General features: G+C 50.9%; 22 protein-coding genes. 9 read left to right on the top strand and 13 right to left on the bottom strand.

All coding sequences use genetic code 11. From position 1 onward, the window contains the following. Positions 1-3 precede the first annotated feature (3 nt). On the bottom strand, positions 4-204 hold the full coding sequence (locus ACFSOY_RS16655) for a DUF3906 family protein (protein WP_386048539.1): 201 nt from the start codon (positions 202-204) through the stop codon (positions 4-6). A 218-nt stretch (positions 205-422) separates the two neighbouring features. Between ACFSOY_RS16655 and ACFSOY_RS16660 the strand changes: the two genes are divergently transcribed. Then, a complete protein-coding gene (locus ACFSOY_RS16660; RefSeq protein ID WP_386048540.1) occupies positions 423-1,778 on the top strand; it encodes an MFS transporter in 1,356 nt (451 codons plus the stop codon). Between the two features lie 32 nt (positions 1,779-1,810). On the opposite strand, the gene ACFSOY_RS16665 is transcribed toward ACFSOY_RS16660, so the two are convergent. The 5 genes from ACFSOY_RS16665 to ACFSOY_RS16685 form a co-directional block, all read right to left on the bottom strand. Further along, a complete protein-coding gene (locus ACFSOY_RS16665; protein WP_386049520.1) occupies positions 1,811-1,996 on the bottom strand; it encodes a hypothetical protein in 186 nt (61 codons plus the stop codon). Then, positions 1,966-2,229, bottom strand: coding sequence for a helix-turn-helix transcriptional regulator (locus tag ACFSOY_RS16670; RefSeq protein WP_386048542.1), 264 nt, complete (start codon positions 2,227-2,229; stop codon positions 1,966-1,968). The genes ACFSOY_RS16665 and ACFSOY_RS16670 overlap by 31 nt, the downstream gene beginning before the upstream one ends. Then, the gene (locus tag ACFSOY_RS16675) at positions 2,229-3,521 is read right to left on the bottom strand and encodes a helix-turn-helix domain-containing protein (RefSeq protein WP_386048544.1); all 1,293 of its coding nucleotides are present in this window, start codon (positions 3,519-3,521) and stop codon (positions 2,229-2,231) included. The genes ACFSOY_RS16670 and ACFSOY_RS16675 overlap by 1 nt, the downstream gene beginning before the upstream one ends. 145 nt (positions 3,522-3,666) lie before the next feature. Further along, positions 3,667-3,816: a hypothetical protein gene (locus tag ACFSOY_RS16680; RefSeq protein WP_386048546.1), complete on the bottom strand. Its 150-nt coding sequence runs from the start codon at positions 3,814-3,816 to the stop codon at positions 3,667-3,669. After that, positions 3,816-4,994 carry a helix-turn-helix domain-containing protein gene (locus ACFSOY_RS16685; RefSeq protein WP_386048548.1) on the bottom strand — a complete coding sequence of 393 codons (1,179 nt, stop codon included), beginning with the start codon at positions 4,992-4,994 and terminating at the stop codon, positions 3,816-3,818. The genes ACFSOY_RS16680 and ACFSOY_RS16685 overlap by 1 nt, the downstream gene beginning before the upstream one ends. A gap of 440 nt (positions 4,995-5,434) precedes the next feature. On the opposite strand from ACFSOY_RS16685, the gene ACFSOY_RS16690 reads away from it, so the two are divergent. Both ACFSOY_RS16690 and ACFSOY_RS16695 read left to right on the top strand, forming a co-directional pair. Continuing rightward, the gene (locus ACFSOY_RS16690) at positions 5,435-6,034 is read left to right on the top strand and encodes a zinc metalloprotease (RefSeq protein WP_386048550.1); all 600 of its coding nucleotides are present in this window, start codon (positions 5,435-5,437) and stop codon (positions 6,032-6,034) included. 15 nt (positions 6,035-6,049) lie between these two features. Then, positions 6,050-6,658: a hypothetical protein gene (locus ACFSOY_RS16695; protein ID WP_386048551.1), complete on the top strand. Its 609-nt coding sequence runs from the start codon at positions 6,050-6,052 to the stop codon at positions 6,656-6,658. 125 nt (positions 6,659-6,783) lie between these two features. Here ACFSOY_RS16695 and plsY read toward each other — a convergent pair whose 3' ends face one another. The 5 genes from plsY to ACFSOY_RS16720 all read right to left on the bottom strand — a co-directional run bounded on the left by plsY (position 6,784) and on the right by ACFSOY_RS16720 (position 10,098). After that, entirely contained in the window at positions 6,784-7,365 is a 582-nt protein-coding gene (plsY, locus tag ACFSOY_RS16700; RefSeq protein WP_386048553.1) for a glycerol-3-phosphate 1-O-acyltransferase PlsY, read from the bottom strand. Between the two features lie 113 nt (positions 7,366-7,478). After that, positions 7,479-8,354 carry a C40 family peptidase gene (locus ACFSOY_RS16705; RefSeq protein ID WP_386048555.1) on the bottom strand — a complete coding sequence of 292 codons (876 nt, stop codon included), beginning with the start codon at positions 8,352-8,354 and terminating at the stop codon, positions 7,479-7,481. Between the two features lie 137 nt (positions 8,355-8,491). Next, complete coding sequence (locus tag ACFSOY_RS16710; protein WP_386048557.1) at positions 8,492-8,935, bottom strand: GNAT family N-acetyltransferase; 444 nt, start codon at positions 8,933-8,935, stop codon at positions 8,492-8,494. Positions 8,936-8,947: 12 nt separating this feature from the next. Continuing rightward, on the bottom strand, positions 8,948-9,421 hold the full coding sequence (gene greA, locus ACFSOY_RS16715; protein ID WP_386048559.1) for a transcription elongation factor GreA: 474 nt from the start codon (positions 9,419-9,421) through the stop codon (positions 8,948-8,950). A gap of 185 nt (positions 9,422-9,606) precedes the next feature. After that, on the bottom strand, positions 9,607-10,098 hold the full coding sequence (locus ACFSOY_RS16720; protein WP_386048561.1) for a GNAT family N-acetyltransferase: 492 nt from the start codon (positions 10,096-10,098) through the stop codon (positions 9,607-9,609). Between the two features lie 524 nt (positions 10,099-10,622). On the opposite strand from ACFSOY_RS16720, the gene ACFSOY_RS16725 reads away from it, so the two are divergent. From ACFSOY_RS16725 to ACFSOY_RS16740, 4 genes are all read left to right on the top strand, one after another. Continuing rightward, positions 10,623-12,065, top strand: a complete 1,443-nt coding sequence (locus ACFSOY_RS16725; RefSeq protein ID WP_386048563.1) for a hypothetical protein — start codon at positions 10,623-10,625, stop codon at positions 12,063-12,065. A gap of 105 nt (positions 12,066-12,170) precedes the next feature. Then, on the top strand, positions 12,171-12,401 hold the full coding sequence (locus ACFSOY_RS16730) for a spore coat associated protein CotJA (protein ID WP_386048565.1): 231 nt from the start codon (positions 12,171-12,173) through the stop codon (positions 12,399-12,401). After that, entirely contained in the window at positions 12,398-12,661 is a 264-nt protein-coding gene (locus ACFSOY_RS16735; RefSeq protein WP_386048567.1) for a spore coat protein CotJB, read from the top strand. The genes ACFSOY_RS16730 and ACFSOY_RS16735 overlap by 4 nt, the downstream gene beginning before the upstream one ends. Before the next feature lie 14 nt (positions 12,662-12,675). Further along, positions 12,676-13,245, top strand: a complete 570-nt coding sequence (locus ACFSOY_RS16740) for a manganese catalase family protein (RefSeq protein WP_386048570.1) — start codon at positions 12,676-12,678, stop codon at positions 13,243-13,245. Between the two features lie 27 nt (positions 13,246-13,272). Here ACFSOY_RS16740 and ACFSOY_RS16745 read toward each other — a convergent pair whose 3' ends face one another. Together ACFSOY_RS16745 and ACFSOY_RS16750 are read right to left on the bottom strand one after the other, a co-directional pair. Continuing rightward, the gene (locus tag ACFSOY_RS16745; RefSeq protein WP_386048571.1) at positions 13,273-13,692 is read right to left on the bottom strand and encodes a MauE/DoxX family redox-associated membrane protein; all 420 of its coding nucleotides are present in this window, start codon (positions 13,690-13,692) and stop codon (positions 13,273-13,275) included. Between the two features lies 1 nt (position 13,693). Beyond that, complete coding sequence (locus ACFSOY_RS16750) at positions 13,694-14,182, bottom strand: thioredoxin family protein (RefSeq protein WP_386048574.1); 489 nt, start codon at positions 14,180-14,182, stop codon at positions 13,694-13,696. Between the two features lie 223 nt (positions 14,183-14,405). On the opposite strand from ACFSOY_RS16750, the gene ACFSOY_RS16755 reads away from it, so the two are divergent. Further along, positions 14,406-15,770 carry a cytochrome ubiquinol oxidase subunit I gene (locus ACFSOY_RS16755; protein WP_386048575.1) on the top strand — a complete coding sequence of 455 codons (1,365 nt, stop codon included), beginning with the start codon at positions 14,406-14,408 and terminating at the stop codon, positions 15,768-15,770. Beyond that, complete coding sequence (locus ACFSOY_RS16760) at positions 15,767-16,792, top strand: cytochrome d ubiquinol oxidase subunit II (protein ID WP_386048577.1); 1,026 nt, start codon at positions 15,767-15,769, stop codon at positions 16,790-16,792. The genes ACFSOY_RS16755 and ACFSOY_RS16760 overlap by 4 nt, the downstream gene beginning before the upstream one ends. Positions 16,793-16,890: the final 98 nt, after the last annotated feature.

Raw genomic sequence — 16,890 nt, forward strand, 5'->3', positions numbered from 1 at the left:
GGTTTACTCCACAACATAGCCGGACCCTTTTTCGGCCCGCTTTTTCTCAAGAATTGCAAACTCGGCGATCTCGATGAGGCCGAGCGCGTTTTTTTCAAGCAAAGCTTCCGCTCCTGCAAACGCTTGCTCCTCATCTTCAGCGAGGACGAACACCTGAGAGTCGGGGAATCCTTTCCCCTTTGCTTCGAGGCGATACAAAAACATGCAGACTCCCCCTTATACTAGCAATTATACTCGAATCTCTTAATTTTTCCATCTCTCTGGCGCGTCCTCTCGCCAAGAGGAGCCTACCGCGCGCACTCGTCCGAGTTATTTTTTTATTTTTCTGTAAAAAAGCAGTTCTCGGTGCAGGTTTTCTCGCGTACACCCTTGAACAAATACGTTGATTTCAAACTTCACTTTTTCCTCAAAGGAGGAACCTCATGGAACCGCAGATCGAACGAAGTGCGAACCGTCAGGCCAGTCTGTTCTTCTCGTTGCCGATTTTAGCTTGGGCGATGTACGACCTCGCCAACACGATCTTCTCGATGAACATCGTCTCTCGCTATTTCCCGCTCTTCATCACCGAAACGCTCGGACAGCCTGACATCGTGTTCTCGATCGCCGTCTCGATTTCGATGGTCCTGATCGCCTTGCTGTCCCCGATCTTCGGCGTGCTGATCGACGTGCGGCAGAAAAAGCGCCCCTTTCTGCTGCTCTATTCGCTGCTCTCGATCGCAGCGACCGCAGCCATCGGACTGGTCGGGCAGGCGCTTGGCACTCATCCTTCCATTTTATATGTAGGATTGGGCCTTTTTATCCTTGCGAACTTCGCCTACAACGCCTCGCTGATCTTCTACAACGCGCAGATCACCGACCTCGGCTCGCGGCGGGAGATGGGGCGCATCTCCGGATTTGGCGTGGCGATGGGCTATGTCGGCACGATCATCGGTCTGTTGTCGATCGAGCCGTTCGTGACCGGGAAAGTGCCCGAGTGGCTCTCGACCGCGCTGCTGCTCGCGCCTGTGGACGAGGCGAGCAAGGCGGGCGTCAACCTCAATGCGTTTGTGCCGACCGCCCTCCTCTTCCTGATCTTCTCCTTACCGATCTTCTTCCTCGTCAAAGACCGCCGAGAGCAGGCGATCGGAGGAGAGACATTTCAGGGTTCGATCTTCAAAGAAGGGTATGCCCGCGTGTGGCGCACCTACAAGTCGGCCAAAGAGTATCGCGGATTGTTTCGCTTTTTGATCGCCTACTTTTTCTTCACCGATGCGATCAACACGGTCATCGCCTTCATGTCGGTCTACGCCCAAGGAGTGATGGGCCTGTCCGCATCTGAGCTGACGATGTTTTTGCTGGTGGCGACCGCCTTTGCTGTGATCGGTTCGTTTCTGATGGGGTTTGTCACCGACAAGATCGGCTCGAAAAGGTCGATCTATCTGGTGCTCTGGCTCTGGGTGGCAGCGCTCACGCTTGCGGCGACCTCCAACTCGATGCCCCTGTTCTGGGTGACCGGCATCCTGATCGGGATCGGGATGGGCTCGACCTGGGTGTCGACCCGCACCTTGATCGTCGAGCTGTCTCCGCCGGAGAAGCGCGGTGAGTTTTTCGGGCTCTTTTCGCTCTCCGGCAAAGTGTCGGCGATCATCGGTCCGCTCGTCTGGGGGGTGATCACCTACACCCTGCGCGACTATGGCGACCTCGGTTCCCGCATCGCCATCTTCTCCTTGCTCCTGTTCGTGCTGATCGGCATGTGGCTGATGCGCAAGGTACCGGACGGTTCCAAAGTCCTTGACTAGTGTTGACCGGGCTTGGTCAATTCGGCATCTCATCAAAATTGCCGTTTCGAGAGATAGTCAAAATCGAAAGCATTGATAAGGAAGGGAAGTCTATTCCCTTTCTTTTTTTGCTTTTTAGACATCCTAAGAATCTTTGCTTGCACCTCTTTCGCAAAGAAAAAGCGACTTCCCCAAAAGTCGCTTTTCGCTAATTCACTTCTCGCTGCTTCAAAGGACAACTCTTGGATGTCCCCTTTAGTGGAGCTGGTGAACCCCTTTGATGAAAAAACAACATCTCAATTGAATAGCCAAGACGGATTGCGAGCCTGTAAGCTACTTGAAGCGAGGGGACATGCCTGCCGCATTCAATATTTGCAAGATAGGCTCTAGTAATCCCAACAGCGCCTGCCAGTTGCTCTTGTGTTAATTTCTTACCCTTTCTCGCCTCTACGAGAGAGTTCAATTGTCCCATTACAGCACAATTCCTTTTTGTTCGAGCTTTTGCTTCATGAAACTTTGAAACTTCGCCAGCAGTTCAAACGCTTCTTTGTGCATTCCTCTATCGATCAGATGCTCGCACAACTGATTGTTCACTTCTTCAAACTCTGCGACTTTGCCATGCTGTTGAAAAATCTTGATCGCATTGTGGAGATGCTTCTCAACTTTTTCGTTATCTCTGCGCTCACGATATACTTTTGCAAGAACTCGGTGGACGATTCCCATTGCTGGATGAAGATCAGAAAGCGATAATCTTGCACGCTCCGCATATGCCCAAGCATCTTCATATTTACCATGTTTAGAGCAGATCATAGCGATATCTGCAAAAATAGCTCCGATTTTTTCCTTTTCGGAACTATCTTGATAATGCTCCGCGATCTGCAACAATGCATCCACAGACTTCCTCCAATCTCCCTTTTTACTTTTCAGCTTGACGAGGCGATATTTTAGTGCCTGTTCCTGTTCGACGTTCTTCAACTCGTCCAAGAGCATAGATGCTCTTTCTGCATACTCCTCCGCTTTTTCGAAACACTGTGCTTTGTGATACGTCTCTGCTAACTTCAGATACGACTGACCACGTTCTTCAATCTTCCCTTGACCTTCCCCCAAGGCACCCTCATAGAACGTTGCCGCTTCTTCAAGCTTTCCCATCTGTTCGTAGACGCTTCCCAAGAGAGTGAGCACTTTGGAACGAAGGATCGGGTCATGCTCATCCACCTTTTCCAACTCCTCAAAAGCTCGTTTGGAGTGGAACAACGCAAGAGCCGATTCCCCTTTCTTCTGATAAGCGCTCCCCAAACGCATGAGGGTTGTGACGAGCATTTCATGACCTTGCTTTCGATTTGCCCACTCATACAAGCCATTCAGCAGTGTGATTGCTTCTTCAACATCCCCAAGCTCCAGATGGCAGGTCGCAAGTTCAAGATGAATTTCACTGCTTTTCATTCGAGGATGGGAACTGTCGATAAGTTCCTGCAAAAATGGGATTGCAGTTCGAAATTCCTTTGCACGAACGAACCCAACCGCCATTTTGAGCTTACTTCTAAATTCAAAGTCAAGATTTACGTCTGACAGAAGATGCTCGATCGAAACGGACAACCTTTCAGCGATAGCGACCAGAATTTTGTGCGAGGGCTTCGCTCGATCAGATTCGATCTGTGAAATCATGGATGGTGTACAAAGACCTCTTGCAAGATCAATTTGCGTAATTCCTTTCTTCAAGCGAAATTCTCGAATTCTTTTTCCAAGCGAGAACAAATCAATCACCTCCAAAAAATTATCCTATAAACAAAATAAACCACCCCATAAAATTTAGGGCGGTTTTTCTGTATATCATTTGTTGAGCATTCACTTGCACATTTTAATGTCAAATCTTTAGGTGACAATCGAGCAACACAAAAACTTATGACGGTTATGACCAAACTGTCGGTTTTACAATAAAATTTAAATCTGGCGGAGCAGTAGAAGCAACCTTACTGGAATTGCTGGCGTTTGGCGAAAACGCTACAACCGAAACTGCGATCACTACGATCACCATACCCAGCTTGAAAAGTTTCTTCACTAAAATCCCTCCTCGAAATATTCATTTTTCCTTGAAGACCTTACTTGTTCATAGTAACGCATAAGAGAAACAGCGTCACCTTTTGATGCGTAGTAATCCATAAGAGATCTACATGCTATATTACGAATCCACCGACTCATGTTTGTATCTTCACTCACAGAAATTGCAAACGACGGATTATCTTGTACGACCGAGTACATGATCTGAAACATGCCCATAAAATCGGGGTACTCACTGGCGAGAGTGGAGTTCGCCAAAATCACCTGGCTTGCTTTATCATTCTCATTAAGTTGCATCAGCACTTTAAGATAATCCTTGACAGCAAGTAGGTAAAAGTAATCGATAGATTTTAAATTATCCATAGCAAGAGTCAGTTCTTCTTTTGCCTTCTGGTAGTTCCCCATCAAATACTCAAAATGAGCAACGTTTAGCTGTGCCTTTCCGATCTGACTTTTGCTTTTCGTTTGAGCAAAATAATCTAAAGCAATATATGCGTGCGTTTTTGCCTGTTCGAAGTTTCCCCTATGCTCATCCCATTTCATTCGCGTGTAATGCACATAGCCCATCTTCTCAGGATCATCTGCAAAGACTTTCTCAACAATATTTAATGTATGTACGATATTTGTGTATTCCTTTCTGATAGTGAACGATACCATCAGAAAGGAAGTAACGTGATAAAGCAATGTACTATCACCAAACGACTCATTTACTTTCTCCGCATATTCCATTGCAGTCAAGAATGACTCGTGAGCAAGATCGTATTTTTGTAGGTAATATTGTGCGCGACCCAAATTTGCCCAACACATGCAACGCTCTGTAAAACCCAGCGCCACTTTCACAAGTTCACTCGCCAGTGTTTGGGCGCGAAGCATCGTCTCTTTCGTTCTTCGAGATGTGTTCAATAGAGAAATTAATTCTTCTTCCATTTTATAAGTATCACGTTGGCGTATACGATCTTCATCAATCTTAAGTCCTCTTGAGATATTCTCTAGTAGCGTTATCGAAACAGGACGTTCCCCTAATAATGTGAGTCTAAATGTCTCTCGATTGACTCCTAATCGCTCCGCAAACGCACGAATTGAAAAAGCATCCCCTTTTTCTTGCATCAACTCGGAAATTCTTCTCCCCAAAGGTATCTTTCCAATTGTTACACTTGCTGTATGTTCAATCGTTGACATATTCGAACCCTCCGTGAACAATATCTAATCACCTTAAAAGATATATGAACTTTCTCCCTATTTCAATTATAACAACGATCATATAATAAGTATATATTTCTATTTGAAAATATGAGCATAACGCTCGATTTGTTCACATTTGTTTACCGATACCGTTCCCTCTTTCAGATGCGCGATTAGGTGAAGATGGCGAAGATCGGAATGAAATAGAGATGAGCTTCTGTGAGCTTAAAGGGAGTTGACGAAGGGATGACAGCCATAGGGAGAACGGGTGTCCAACTTCAATTGTGCAGGAAGGTGTATTAGGGGGATTCCACATAATGCGAAAGGTAAATAAGTGTAGTACAGCTATACAGAATTTTTACTTCCATAAACTAGTAGACTATCTATATTTTATATGATATTGTAAAACAAAAATTATAAATGGAGGGATTGGTCGAATGATGACAAGCAAGCGCATGAAGAGTACCGTTGCTTTTGTGGTGGCTATTTCCTCTGTTGGAATTCTCGATGTTGCATATTCTGCATACTATAATCGAGATGCTTTTTTTTCGGGAAATGGTTTACCTGACGCAGCCATCGCTGAACTTGTGTACTGGGAATCGCAAGGAGTTTCTGACTTGGGTTACTCTGGGTTTTGCCTAGATGCTAGATGGGAGTTTGACAAAGTGGAAAATGCAGTAATAAATTTTCGGCGAGCAACATCTAACGAGATCAATAATTCAAAACTGCGGTTCTGGGCGGATGATTTCGGAGATACGTCTTGGTATGGACACATGACCCCTTACGATATATATGGAAATCCTTTAGTCAACGAAGGTACTGCTTGGAGTAAAACTGACGTTCAACTAAATGATGCTAAGATGGATAAACATAACTTTGTAGCTAATGAACGCAGAAAAGTAGTAGTTCACGAGTTAGGACATGTTTTGAGTATGAGACATCAACCTGAAGGTACAAGTTCTGTCATGCAAGATGATCGGAATACCTACTGGTATCTGTCTCCATTAGATGTTAGCAATCTTCAATACATGTACTAAAAAGGAGGGTGGAAGATGAAGAAAAGAGCATTGACCGCGACGGTTGCCGTACTGCTGATTGGTGGGATCACTATTTTCACCTTAATGAAGGAAGACCCTTATGCAAACATCGAAATCGCAACATCAAGTGCGATGTTTGAAAAGTTCCATAACATTGATGAGTTGGAAAAAGGGTCAGAACTCGTAGTGATAGGAAATTTTACAGGTGAAAGGGAATTGTTCCATCGTCCAGACAATTACGGAGGTCCAGGAATCACCCTATCCAAATCGACAGTTAATATCGAAAAAGTTCTAAAAGGGGAAGCGAAAGAAAAAGAAACGATTCCAGTGTTTGAAGAGAGCTACATCAAGAACGATTATTATGTGAACACCGCAGACTACAAATGGATGAACAAGGATGGGAGGTATCTCTTATTCCTCGAATGGAATACGAGAAAAGATACCTATATCATCGTTGGTATTTATCAAGGGAAATATGACTTGAAGCTGACAAAGAAAATAAAGCAACACGAATCCAGCAAAAAAGCATTTCTTGATTCGGAAGTTGAATTTTTGGGGCGTGACCATGAACTCGAACACTTCTACAAGCTCAAGGAAGAAGCGCTCAAGAAGTACAAATTGTAGCAAATCCAGATCCCCCAAAATAAAGGAAGTTGACGAGAACATTTGGTCAGCTTCCTTAAAAACAGAAATGACCCTCAGATCTGAGGGTCATTTTTCCATTCACGCGATTGTTCCGTTCCCTACATCTACATCCAGGAAATCTTCCGCTCTGTGCCGGTGACGATGCGATTGATGTTCGACCGGTGTAGCCAGATGAGAAAGATGACGAGGATGAAGGTGACGAGGGAGAGCGTCGTATCGCCAAAAAGGATCGAATATGTATGGGCGATGATCCCCGCCACGATGGAGGAGAGGGAAACGTACTTCGATAGATAAAGAGTGATCAAAAAGGCCGAAATCGCCACCACAAAACAGAGCGGGCTATAGAGGACCAGAACGCCAGCCGAAGTCGCCACCGCCTTGCCCCCACGAAATCCGGCAAAGATCGGAAAGCAGTGCCCCACCACCGCTGGCAGACCGGCTACCATCGGATTCAAATCGATCTGAAAAATGTACGGCAAACTTGCCGCCAAAGTGCCCTTGAGAGCATCAACAACCGTGACGATCAGCCCAGCTTTGCGTCCGAGCGTGCGAAATGTGTTCGTTCCTCCCAAATTGCCGCTGCCCAGAGTGCGAATATCAACACCGTAGCCGAGCTTGCCGACGATCAAACCGGTCGGAATCGAACCGAGGAGATAGCTGATGATCAGTACCCACAAAACTGACATGATTCTTGTGCCCCTTTCATTCCCTTGCAGGCATGTCCAATCAAGGGACTGTTCCCACATATTGTAGCACAAAACCGGCCGGGAAAGAACCGACCCGACCGGCCGCAGCAACATCAACCTCCGATCCGCACCCCCGCCTGATACACGCCAGCCCAGTACGGGTTGGACAGAGCGGCCACGGCGATCCCTCGATCCGCATCCGCATGAACGAACTGTCCGCCCCCGATGTAGATGCCAGCATGGGACATCGCCACACCTCCGATCGAAAAGAAGAGGAGGTCGCCAGGCTGCAGCTGCCCTTGGGCGACTTGCGCACCTGCGCTCGACTGCGCATAGGTGGTGCGAGGAAGCTCTACTCCTACCTGCCGATAAACGTATTGGATAAATCCGGAACAATCAAATCCTTGCGGTGAGACGCCTCCATACTGATAGGGAACCCCTTGATACTGCATCGCCACCGACACTGCTCTGCCGCCCAGCGGAGCGGTCGCGCCCGAATTGGGCTGCAAGGTTGGCGGCTGGTTGCTCGTTTTCTGCCCCGTCTGCTGTTGCGGTTTCGCTTCCCGATCTTGCGGCGATCCCGCAGCTGCTGACTCGGGTGCGGTCGGCAGTCTCATTCCACCGCGGCTGGCCAGGAGCGGTGGAACAGCTACCTGCTGACGCGCGTTCGTGTCGGCACTCCTTGTTACGATGTCCAACTGTTCGAGTTTCAGCCTGCTGGCAACCCCCTGCGCCAGATCAGCGTTCACCTCCGGTATGAACTGCTGCCGGTGCAGTTCATACCGCTCCTGCCACAGCTCTTTCACGACCGTTCTCGACGCGAGATCGCTTCTCGCTCCCCCCTTGAGCGGCGATTTGCTCGCCCAGTCGAAGCGGGGTGACATCTGCAGATCTGCCCGCTGCAGCCCGACGACCGTCGCCACGGCGTTCTGTTCCCACAGCATCGAAGAGAAAAGACCGATCAGCAAACTCTTCTTCCAATTGACCATTCTCGACCTCCTTTGAATCATTTAAGTTTGAACGCGATCGAAGCGTTCGTAACAGGATATTCGGTCGAACGAGCTGGACGGGCATCTTTTTTTCTGGACAAAAAAACGGCCCGGTCCACTCGACCGAGCCGTTTCCACTATGCATGATTGATTTCTGCACTGCTTAAAAGCTTTTGAAACGCGCTGGACGCACCGCCATCATACCCTTGCATCTGAAAAAAACGATGCGACTCCTGACGGTTGCTCATCAGCATGATCTTGGTCGCCCGCTGCTCGCGGGCAAGGTTTTCAACCTCTTGCATCAAGCGACGACCGATACCGTTTCCTCGCCGTTCCTGATGAACGACCAGATTCTCCACCACCGCATACGGCAGGGTGCCAAACTTCAGGTCTGGACAGAAGTTCACAAAAACGGTGCCATCCACCTGTCCGTCCGCTTCATGCACGAGCAGAAAGTGGTGCGGGTCCTCGGCGACCGCCTCGATGCGCGAAGCGATCACGCGAACGGGCTGACCGGGGCAGAGCTCCTCGTAGAGCCTCTGGACGGCCGCCCTGTCTTCAGCTGTTGCTCCTCTGATCAAATGCGCTCTCCCCTAGACGATCTCGACGATCTCAAATTCGATCTGACCGCCCGGCGTGTTCACGGTGATCTTATCGCCGACGGTGCGGCCGATCACAGCCGCTCCGATCGGAGATTCATTCGAAATCTTGCCATCGAACGGGTCCGATTCGGTGGATCCGACGATCGCATACGTTTCAAAGTCGCCATCCGGCAACTCTTTCAGCTTCACCGTCGAGCCGAGGGCCACCATCGATTTATCATCGTTGCCCGGCTCGATGATGCGAACGTTGCGCATCATCTTCTCAAGTTGCACGATGCGCGACTCGACGAACGCCTGCTCATCTTTTGCCGCATCGTATTCGGCATTTTCGCTCAAGTCACCATAAGAAACTGCGATCTTGATCCGTTCCGCAACTTCTTTGCGTTTGGTGCTCTTCAAAAAATCAAGCTCTTCTTCTAATTTCTTGAGCCCTTCGCGGGTCAGAAATACTTCTTTCTCGCTCATTTCGTTCCTCCTCTGGAAATTGATACTCCCAATAGAGTGTTACAGGAGACGATTCCTAATACATTATAGCCGCCACATCCCCGCAAGACAAACATTACCTGATCATCTTTGATCTGGCCGCATTCTGTAAGGGTCGATCGCCCACAGCTGTTCGCCCGGTGCGGTGTTCGACACCGGCAGCTTGCCTATTTCTCAAGCCCATGCCCCGCATAGACCGCGTCCCAATCGACCGGTCTCGCCATCCTGTTTTCGACCTTATCGATCGGTTGAAACCCATATTGCGCATACAGACCGTGCGCATCGTTCGTTCCCAGATTGAAGCTGGTGCCCTTTAGCTTGGGATGCTCGACAATGATGCCCATCATCCATTTGCTCAGCCCTCTGCCCCGATATTCGGGCAGGACGAGCACGTCCCCCAGCCAAGAAAATCGAACGAGGTCTGACACCACGCGGGCAAAGCCGACCTGCTTCGCTTGCCCCTCCCGCGGATCGCCTTCGTAGATTCCGTAGCAGAGCGTCGAATGCTCGATCGAAGCGCTGACCAGCTCCTTGCGAATCGCTTGTGCCCAATACGACTCATCGCGCAAAAATTGATAGATCATCTCGATGTCGAGATAGCTTTTCTCCGTGCTGATCGTGAAACCATCATCTCGCGTCCACAGCGTTTGCTCGTCCAAAGAAATGCACCCTCTCAAAGAGATTAGTATAAAAATACATAAAACAACATAAAAACACACTTCTTCATCGGTCGAATCGTTGCGTGGAACGATCGGATCGAAGGGAAGCAAGCGATTGTTGGGCATCGACTGCTCATAAGTTTCATCGGGCAAGGTCGCCTGCTCTCCATTTTCTCAGAATATTATAACGCTCGGAGTTTCGGGCGACAAACATTGTTTATATTCACGATTTTATCAGGTACAAGCAGTTAGATGCTTTGCTGATTGCAGATGCGAAATTTAATGACGTGGCAATCTATCAACGCTTTATTTGCTTTTTTAATATAATGTTATATAATTACAAAAAGGAGGTGGGTAATCATGAGAAAAGTGGTGAAAATTAACATGTCGAAAAACAAGGCTGTTGCAGCGATGCGCGGCAAAATCATTACAGACATCTATTTCGGCAATCCGGAAAGATGCTAGTACATCTTCGATGGCACCCGCTCTGGGTGCCATTTTTAAAATAGAGGAGGTGCCTCCCCATGCTAGATGAACGCCTGTTTGCCCGCTATCAACTGTTAAGAGAGCGCGCTTCCGATCCTGACGCATGGATTGAGACGCGGGAAGGGTCCGACCTGTGGGTCGATGGTGTAAACGTTTTTCTGACAGTCGATTCGGATGATTTCCAAGCGGGACTGGAATTATATTACCAGACCGAAACGTTCGACTCAGACTCTGTGACCTCACTTCTGCAAGCGCTGCATCGCTTTTGTAGCCAGGCTGCCAAGCGAGGAGAGTTTGAGCTGTACCAAGCGTTATGCGTCGGCATGACCGCGCTGTCGCTCCATCCTGAGATCAACGGCCAGCTGTTCAACCTGCCTGCCCAAGTGACCAACCACAGCCTCGCGCTGCTGCTGAGCCCGACCTATCATACGATCTGGATTCACAGCTACAACGCTGGGATCGAGCTCGTGCTCGATCTCGAAAAAGAGGAATATCAGATCTTCCGACCTGAACATGGACGAATCTATCAAAAAGCGATGCGGCTGGAACAAGGGACTTTTCTCAAGTTTCCCTTCCATACTTACTTTCATGAGATCGCCCATATCCTGCTCTTTCATGACCTCTACCCGCGAGTGCTGGGCACGCCGGAAGAGGAGTGGAGCATCTGGGCACACCTCGAAGCGTCGATCTCCTGCTTGGAAGAGATCGTGCTCGCTGAGATCATGAGCATGCAGGAAGACCTCTCGATCTTGCTGGACGGCTATTCGATGAGCGCGATGTATCAGGAGTATGGGGACTATCGCTTCCAAGTGTTGCGCGGCCAATCGCCAGCCGGGGTGACCGGCCGCGATCTGGCACTCTATCGCAAGCGCTGGATTCAACAAGGTCAGGGGGAGGCTGCCGTCCCTGACAACAAGGTCAAGCGAGCGATCCTTGCAGCTCATCCGGTGGCGCAGGAAAGGGAGATCGAGATCGCACGATCCTTTTCTGCCTACATCCAGAACCAACAGCAACACACGTTTTGGGGCCAGGCAGCAAGTCGGCGCAACCGAGTGTCCGCCTTCCGCGAGGTGATCGACCTGTTGCCATCCGACCCGTTTTGCCAGCAGAAATATGCGGAGTCGCTCGATCCAGATGCGTGGCGTTCGCCCGGCTCTGTCATCGCTGGGTCGCCGCCTGCGCTCTGCACGGCGACGAGACAGCGAAATCGCCAGATCTTCGAGTGGCGCGAACTGATCTGCCGCATCGCCGAACTGCGCGGATTTTTGCAACAGGAGCACGCGGAGCAAGAAGCGCTCGATGCGCTGCTCGCAATCGCTCAGCGCTCCGCTTCCGCCTTGACAGGATCGGAGCCGGACGACCTGCACGAACTGCGCGATGCCGCCCTGCATTGTCTTGCCGCTGTCTCCAACCAACCGGTGCGCGAGCGAGCCGCCCGCCTGCTCCAAAACCAGTTCACGCACCTGCTCGAACCGCATTGATCGAGCCCGTTCCTCCGCATGCGCCCAATTCGATCTAGGTGAGTGTCCTGTGCGTTTGCCCCTGCATACTGTGGGGATAACACGACAAACGGGAGGTAGTGGCCGATGTTCACCCCGCGCAAGTTTTGGCATCCGTACGTCTCACCGTTCGACCCTTGCAAGCCAATCCTTGTCAAATCCTATTCGACGCCCCCCTCGCTCTATATCCAAGTGCAACCGCCCAATCTCCCGCAGTTCGATCCCCACACCGCCCTGTGCAAAGGCACACTCTGGCCGCTGTATTACGATCCCTATCACGGCCCGGTCGAAGGAAAGCATCCGGAGGTTGAACGATGAGCAAACAGATGCCCGATGAATACTATCAACTGCTCCACGACCTGCAGACGGTCGACTTTGTCTTGGTTGAGCTTAACTTGTATCTGAATACGCACCCACATGACCGCAAGGCGATCGAGCAGTTCAACTTCTATGCGCAGAAAAAGCAGGTGCTCAAACAGCAGTTTGACGCGAAGTTCGGCCCCTTGCAGGGGTTTGGCAACTCCTATTCCAGAGCGCCATTCGAGTGGGGAGACGCTCCCTGGCCCTGGCAAGTCTAAGGAGGAGACGCAGCGTGTGGATCTATGAGAAGAAGTTGCAATACCCGGTGCGCGTGTCCAAGTGCGACCCTCGCATGGCAAAGTATCTGATCGAGCAGTACGGCGGTGCGGACGGTGAGCTGGCAGCCGCCCTGCGCTACCTGAACCAGCGCTACACCGTGCCAGATAAGGTGATCGGCGTGCTCAACGACATCGGGACGGAAGAGTTCGCCCATCTGGAGATGATCGCAACGATGGTCTATAAATTGGTCAAAGATGCAAGCCCTGAGCAATTGAAGGAAGCAGGTCTTGGGGAGCATTATGCGAACAACGACCGCGCCCTCTTCTATCACAACGCGGCTGGCGTCCCCTTTTCGGTGCAGTACATCGCCGCCAAAGGGGACCCGATCGCCGATCTCTATGAGGACATCGCAGCAGAAGAGAAAGCGCGCGCCACCTACCAATGGCTGATCGACATGACGGACGACCCCGACCTCAAGGATGGGCTCGCCTTTCTGCGCGAGCGGGAAGTGATCCACTCCCTGCGGTTTCGGGAGTCGGTGGAGATCCTCAAGGAGGAGCGCGACCGCCAAAAGATCTTCTAAAGATCTTCTAATGAAAAAAGCCCTTGCCTAAGCAAGGGTTTTTCGCCGATTCAACAGGAGCAACAGAGCGGCGCCTGCGATGAACAGAATGTCTTTGAACACATCGAGAAATCCGACCGCCTGCGCTTCATTCGGACCGAAACAGCCACAACCGTAGGGCAGAATCTCACCGTAGTTGTAGAGCAGACCGCCAGCAAATGCGAGCGACAACAGGATCACACCCCAGGCGGCGATGCGCTGTGTAAACGGGATCAAAAGCCCGATTCCGACAAACAGTTCGACGATCGGGAGCAAGATCGCCAGCAGCTTGATCGAGGCGTCAGGCAACAGGTTGTAGGAACGCAAGATTTCTCCGAATGTAAAAATGTCCATAAACTTAGCGATGGCCGACCAGAGAAAGATGCCGGCGAGAACGAGACGCAGGACGAGCTTTAGCAGAGAGATCATGCTATTTTTTGAGGAACTCTTCAAATGTGGTTTTCGATTGCTCTCCGACAAGGCGACCTACCTCCTTGCCTTCTTTAAAGTGAATCAAAGCGGGAGTGCCCTCCACTTGGTATTTTTCCCATGTTGAGTTTTTCCCGTAGATGTTGACCGGAAAGAGAGCTTCGTTCATTTGCTTCGCCATCGGGATCAGCATCGGCGAGACGACTTTGCAATGCTCGCAGCTCGGCTGATAGAAATAGGCGAAGAAATCATCCTGGCTGGAAACTTTGCTCTCCATCTCCGAGACGGAGATCTCATCTTGGTACAACGCCTTTTGCTCTTGCTTGGTCTCATCATACATGTTGGACAGCACAACAGCGCCGATCAGGATGATGACGCAAGCCACGACGGAGCCAAAGATGATCGGCAAGCGCTTTTTCTTGCGGCGCTCACGCTCACGGCGCAACTGTTTTGATTCTCGTTTTCCTTGATTGCGATCCTTTTTTCCCATCTTTACTTGATGACCTCCTCTGTCTACAAATGATCGATCAGCCTCTATTTTTCATGCCAATCTTTCATTCGCCATCATACCATAACGTCCTTCTTTCATGTTGTGACGTTTTTCACAATGTTGTCACCCCTCCCCCTCGCCCCACCATTGTTTCGCCATCTGGAGGTGCGTATGCTAAAAGCAGAAGCGCTTCTACATGAGATAGAGAAAGGGTGTGGCTTTGATGATCGATCTGCTGTTCAGCCGTATTTTAACTGGCACAACTCTCGGATTTCACATCTTTTTTGCCACGCTAGGTGTGGGGATTCCCGTCCTGATTTCACTTGCGGAGTTTATCGGAATTCGCAAGCGAGACCCAGAGTATCTGCTGCTCGCCAAGCGTTGGGCAAAAGGCTTCGTCATTCTGGTCGCCGTCGGTGTCGTCACCGGGACGACGATCGGATTTCAACTGAACTTGCTCTGGCCGAACTTCATGCAGTTGGCAGGAGAATTGATCTCCCTTCCGTTTATGATGGAAGCGTTTGCCTTTTTCTTGGAAGCGATTTTTTTAGGCATCTATCTCTACACGTGGGGTCGGTTTCGCAACCCGTGGGTTCACTGGGCGTTTTCTCTGCCGGTGATCATCGGCTCTTCGATGTCGGCAGCCCTGATCACGACGGTCAATGCGTTTATGAACGCTCCGGCAGGCTTTCGGATCGAAGCTGGCAAGCTGGTCGACATCGATCCGCTGGCTGCCATCTTCAACCCGGCGACGCCGAGCAAAGTGTTCCACGTGCTGACATCCGCCTACTTCACCACCGCCTGTGCGCTGGTCGCTCTGACCGCCTTCTATATTTTGATCCGCAAAAAGCGGATTCCCTATTTTAAAAAAGCGCTGACGCTCACGATGTCTTTTGCGCTGGTCACCGGAATCCTGACAGCTGTTGCCGGAGACGTGTCCGCCAAATATATGGCCGCCTACAACCCGGAGAAACTTGCGGCGGCAGAAGCTCTTTTTGAAACGACCGAAGGAGCACCGCTGCTCGTCGGCGGTCTGATCGATCAGGAGTCACAGGAGATCCACTACAAGATCGAGCTGCCGAAGCTGCTCTCCTTCCTCTCCTTCGGCGATTTTAATGCGGAAGTTCGCGGGCTGAACGCGTTCCCCAAAGAGGTGCAGCCCCCGGTGGAAATCCACTATCTGTTCCAAGTGATGGTCGGTGCCGGCACGTTTGGCATCCTGCTCTCCCTGCTCTACCTGTTTGGAATCTGGCGGAAAAAACATTTCCCGCAGTCGAAGTGGATGCTCGCGCTGGCCGTTCTGCTCGGGCCGATCGGCATCGTCGGCATGGAGTGCGGGTGGATTTTCACCGAGATCGGACGCAAGCCGTGGATCATCTATGGCGTGATGAAGATGGAGGATGCGGTCACCTCGATGACCGGCATCCGCGAATACTTCTTCCTCTTCGTGCTGGTCTATCTCCTGATCGCCATCATCACCAGCATCGTGATGATCCGCTTCTTCCGCAAGCGTCCGGTCGATCTCGACCCTGAGTATCAAGCGATCCGCGCGCACGAAGGAGCACACGAAGGAGGGATCTCGCAATGAGTGGGCCGGAACTGTCCATCTCGCTGCTCTGGCTGTTCCTCTTCTCCTACATCATTCTCGCGTCGATCGAGTTCGGCGCCGGATTTCTGCTCTTCTGGGCGCGCTGGCGCAAATGGTCGCGCGAGGTGGAAGAGGTGATCGAGCGGTACCTGTCTCCGTTTTGGGAAGTGACCAACGTGTTTTTGATCGCCTTTGTGGTCGGTCTGGTCGGCTTCTTTCCGCAGAGCGCCTACGTCTATGGCACCATCTTGCTCTTGCCCGGGTCGATCGCGCTGATCCTGCTGATCATAAAAGGCACCTTTTTCGCCTATTTTCACTACGCAAAAGTGCGCAAGCCGCTGCCCACCTTCCTGCAGGCGATCACCGGACTGCTGTTGCCGATGGTCTTGGTCAGCATCATCCCCGTCTCGGAAGGTGGATTTGTCACCGAAGAGGGCGGCCGCTTGGTTCTGCTGTTCGGCGAGGTGTTAAAAAGCCCCTTGCAATGGTCGTTCGTGCTGTTCGCCTTGCTGAGCGTCCTGTTCGTCTCCGCCGTGTTCTTGCACTTTTACGCGAGCCGAGCGGGGTCTGAGTCCGCGCAGGCCAAATTTCGCCAAGTGGCGCTGAACACAGGTTTGCCGGCGCTCGGGGCTGGCGCGTTCCTGCTGCTGCCGTTGGCCGACCATCGACCGGAACACTTTTTGACGCTGGCGACCGAATATTCCTGGCTGCTGTTGCTGTCCGGCTTCCTGTTCGTCAACGCGTACATGTTCCTCCAGCGCGGCAAGTGGCCTGGCATCACCTTTGTGCTGGTGATCGGGCAGTATGCGGCAGCCGTCGCAGCATACGGATATTCGCACATGCCCTATCTGCTCTATCCGCTGCTCAACATCAATGACGCCTATGTCAACCAGACGATGGCGAAGTTTCTCACCTGGACGCTCGGGCTCGGCTATCTGGTGCTGATCCCCGGCCTGCTCTTCCTCGCCTGGCTGTTCCTGTTCTCCGATTCCTACGTGAAAGGCAAGGCGAGAAACTCGTAAGCGGTGCAAAAAACGACCTGACTTGGAAACGCTAATCAAAGTCAGGTCGTTTTCCTTTCCGAAATTCACTATTCTTTCGTTTTTCGAAGGGTCGACAA

This window comes from Tumebacillus lipolyticus (assembly GCF_042682745.1).
GTDB classification, from domain to species: Bacteria; Bacillota; Bacilli; order Tumebacillales; family Tumebacillaceae; genus Tumebacillus_A; species Tumebacillus_A lipolyticus.

Coding starts and splice junctions, on each gene's coding strand:
- plsY (WP_386048553.1), bottom strand. CDS start 7,365: ATGTCAGTTTTGTGGGTACTGATCATCAGCTATCTCCTCGGTTCGATT.
- ACFSOY_RS16695 (WP_386048551.1), top strand. CDS start 6,050: ATGAAGAAAAGAGCATTGACCGCGACGGTTGCCGTACTGCTGATTGGT.
- ACFSOY_RS16760 (WP_386048577.1), top strand. CDS start 15,767: ATGAGTGGGCCGGAACTGTCCATCTCGCTGCTCTGGCTGTTCCTCTTC.
- ACFSOY_RS16690 (WP_386048550.1), top strand. CDS start 5,435: ATGATGACAAGCAAGCGCATGAAGAGTACCGTTGCTTTTGTGGTGGCT.
- ACFSOY_RS16725 (WP_386048563.1), top strand. CDS start 10,623: ATGCTAGATGAACGCCTGTTTGCCCGCTATCAACTGTTAAGAGAGCGC.
- ACFSOY_RS16755 (WP_386048575.1), top strand. CDS start 14,406: ATGATCGATCTGCTGTTCAGCCGTATTTTAACTGGCACAACTCTCGGA.
- ACFSOY_RS16655 (WP_386048539.1), bottom strand. CDS start 204: ATGTTTTTGTATCGCCTCGAAGCAAAGGGGAAAGGATTCCCCGACTCT.
- ACFSOY_RS16730 (WP_386048565.1), top strand. CDS start 12,171: ATGTTCACCCCGCGCAAGTTTTGGCATCCGTACGTCTCACCGTTCGAC.
- ACFSOY_RS16735 (WP_386048567.1), top strand. CDS start 12,398: ATGAGCAAACAGATGCCCGATGAATACTATCAACTGCTCCACGACCTG.
- ACFSOY_RS16660 (WP_386048540.1), top strand. CDS start 423: ATGGAACCGCAGATCGAACGAAGTGCGAACCGTCAGGCCAGTCTGTTC.
- ACFSOY_RS16750 (WP_386048574.1), bottom strand. CDS start 14,182: ATGGGAAAAAAGGATCGCAATCAAGGAAAACGAGAATCAAAACAGTTG.
- ACFSOY_RS16685 (WP_386048548.1), bottom strand. CDS start 4,994: ATGTCAACGATTGAACATACAGCAAGTGTAACAATTGGAAAGATACCT.
- ACFSOY_RS16705 (WP_386048555.1), bottom strand. CDS start 8,354: ATGGTCAATTGGAAGAAGAGTTTGCTGATCGGTCTTTTCTCTTCGATG.
- ACFSOY_RS16745 (WP_386048571.1), bottom strand. CDS start 13,692: ATGATCTCTCTGCTAAAGCTCGTCCTGCGTCTCGTTCTCGCCGGCATC.
- greA (WP_386048559.1), bottom strand. CDS start 9,421: ATGAGCGAGAAAGAAGTATTTCTGACCCGCGAAGGGCTCAAGAAATTA.
- ACFSOY_RS16670 (WP_386048542.1), bottom strand. CDS start 2,229: ATGGGACAATTGAACTCTCTCGTAGAGGCGAGAAAGGGTAAGAAATTA.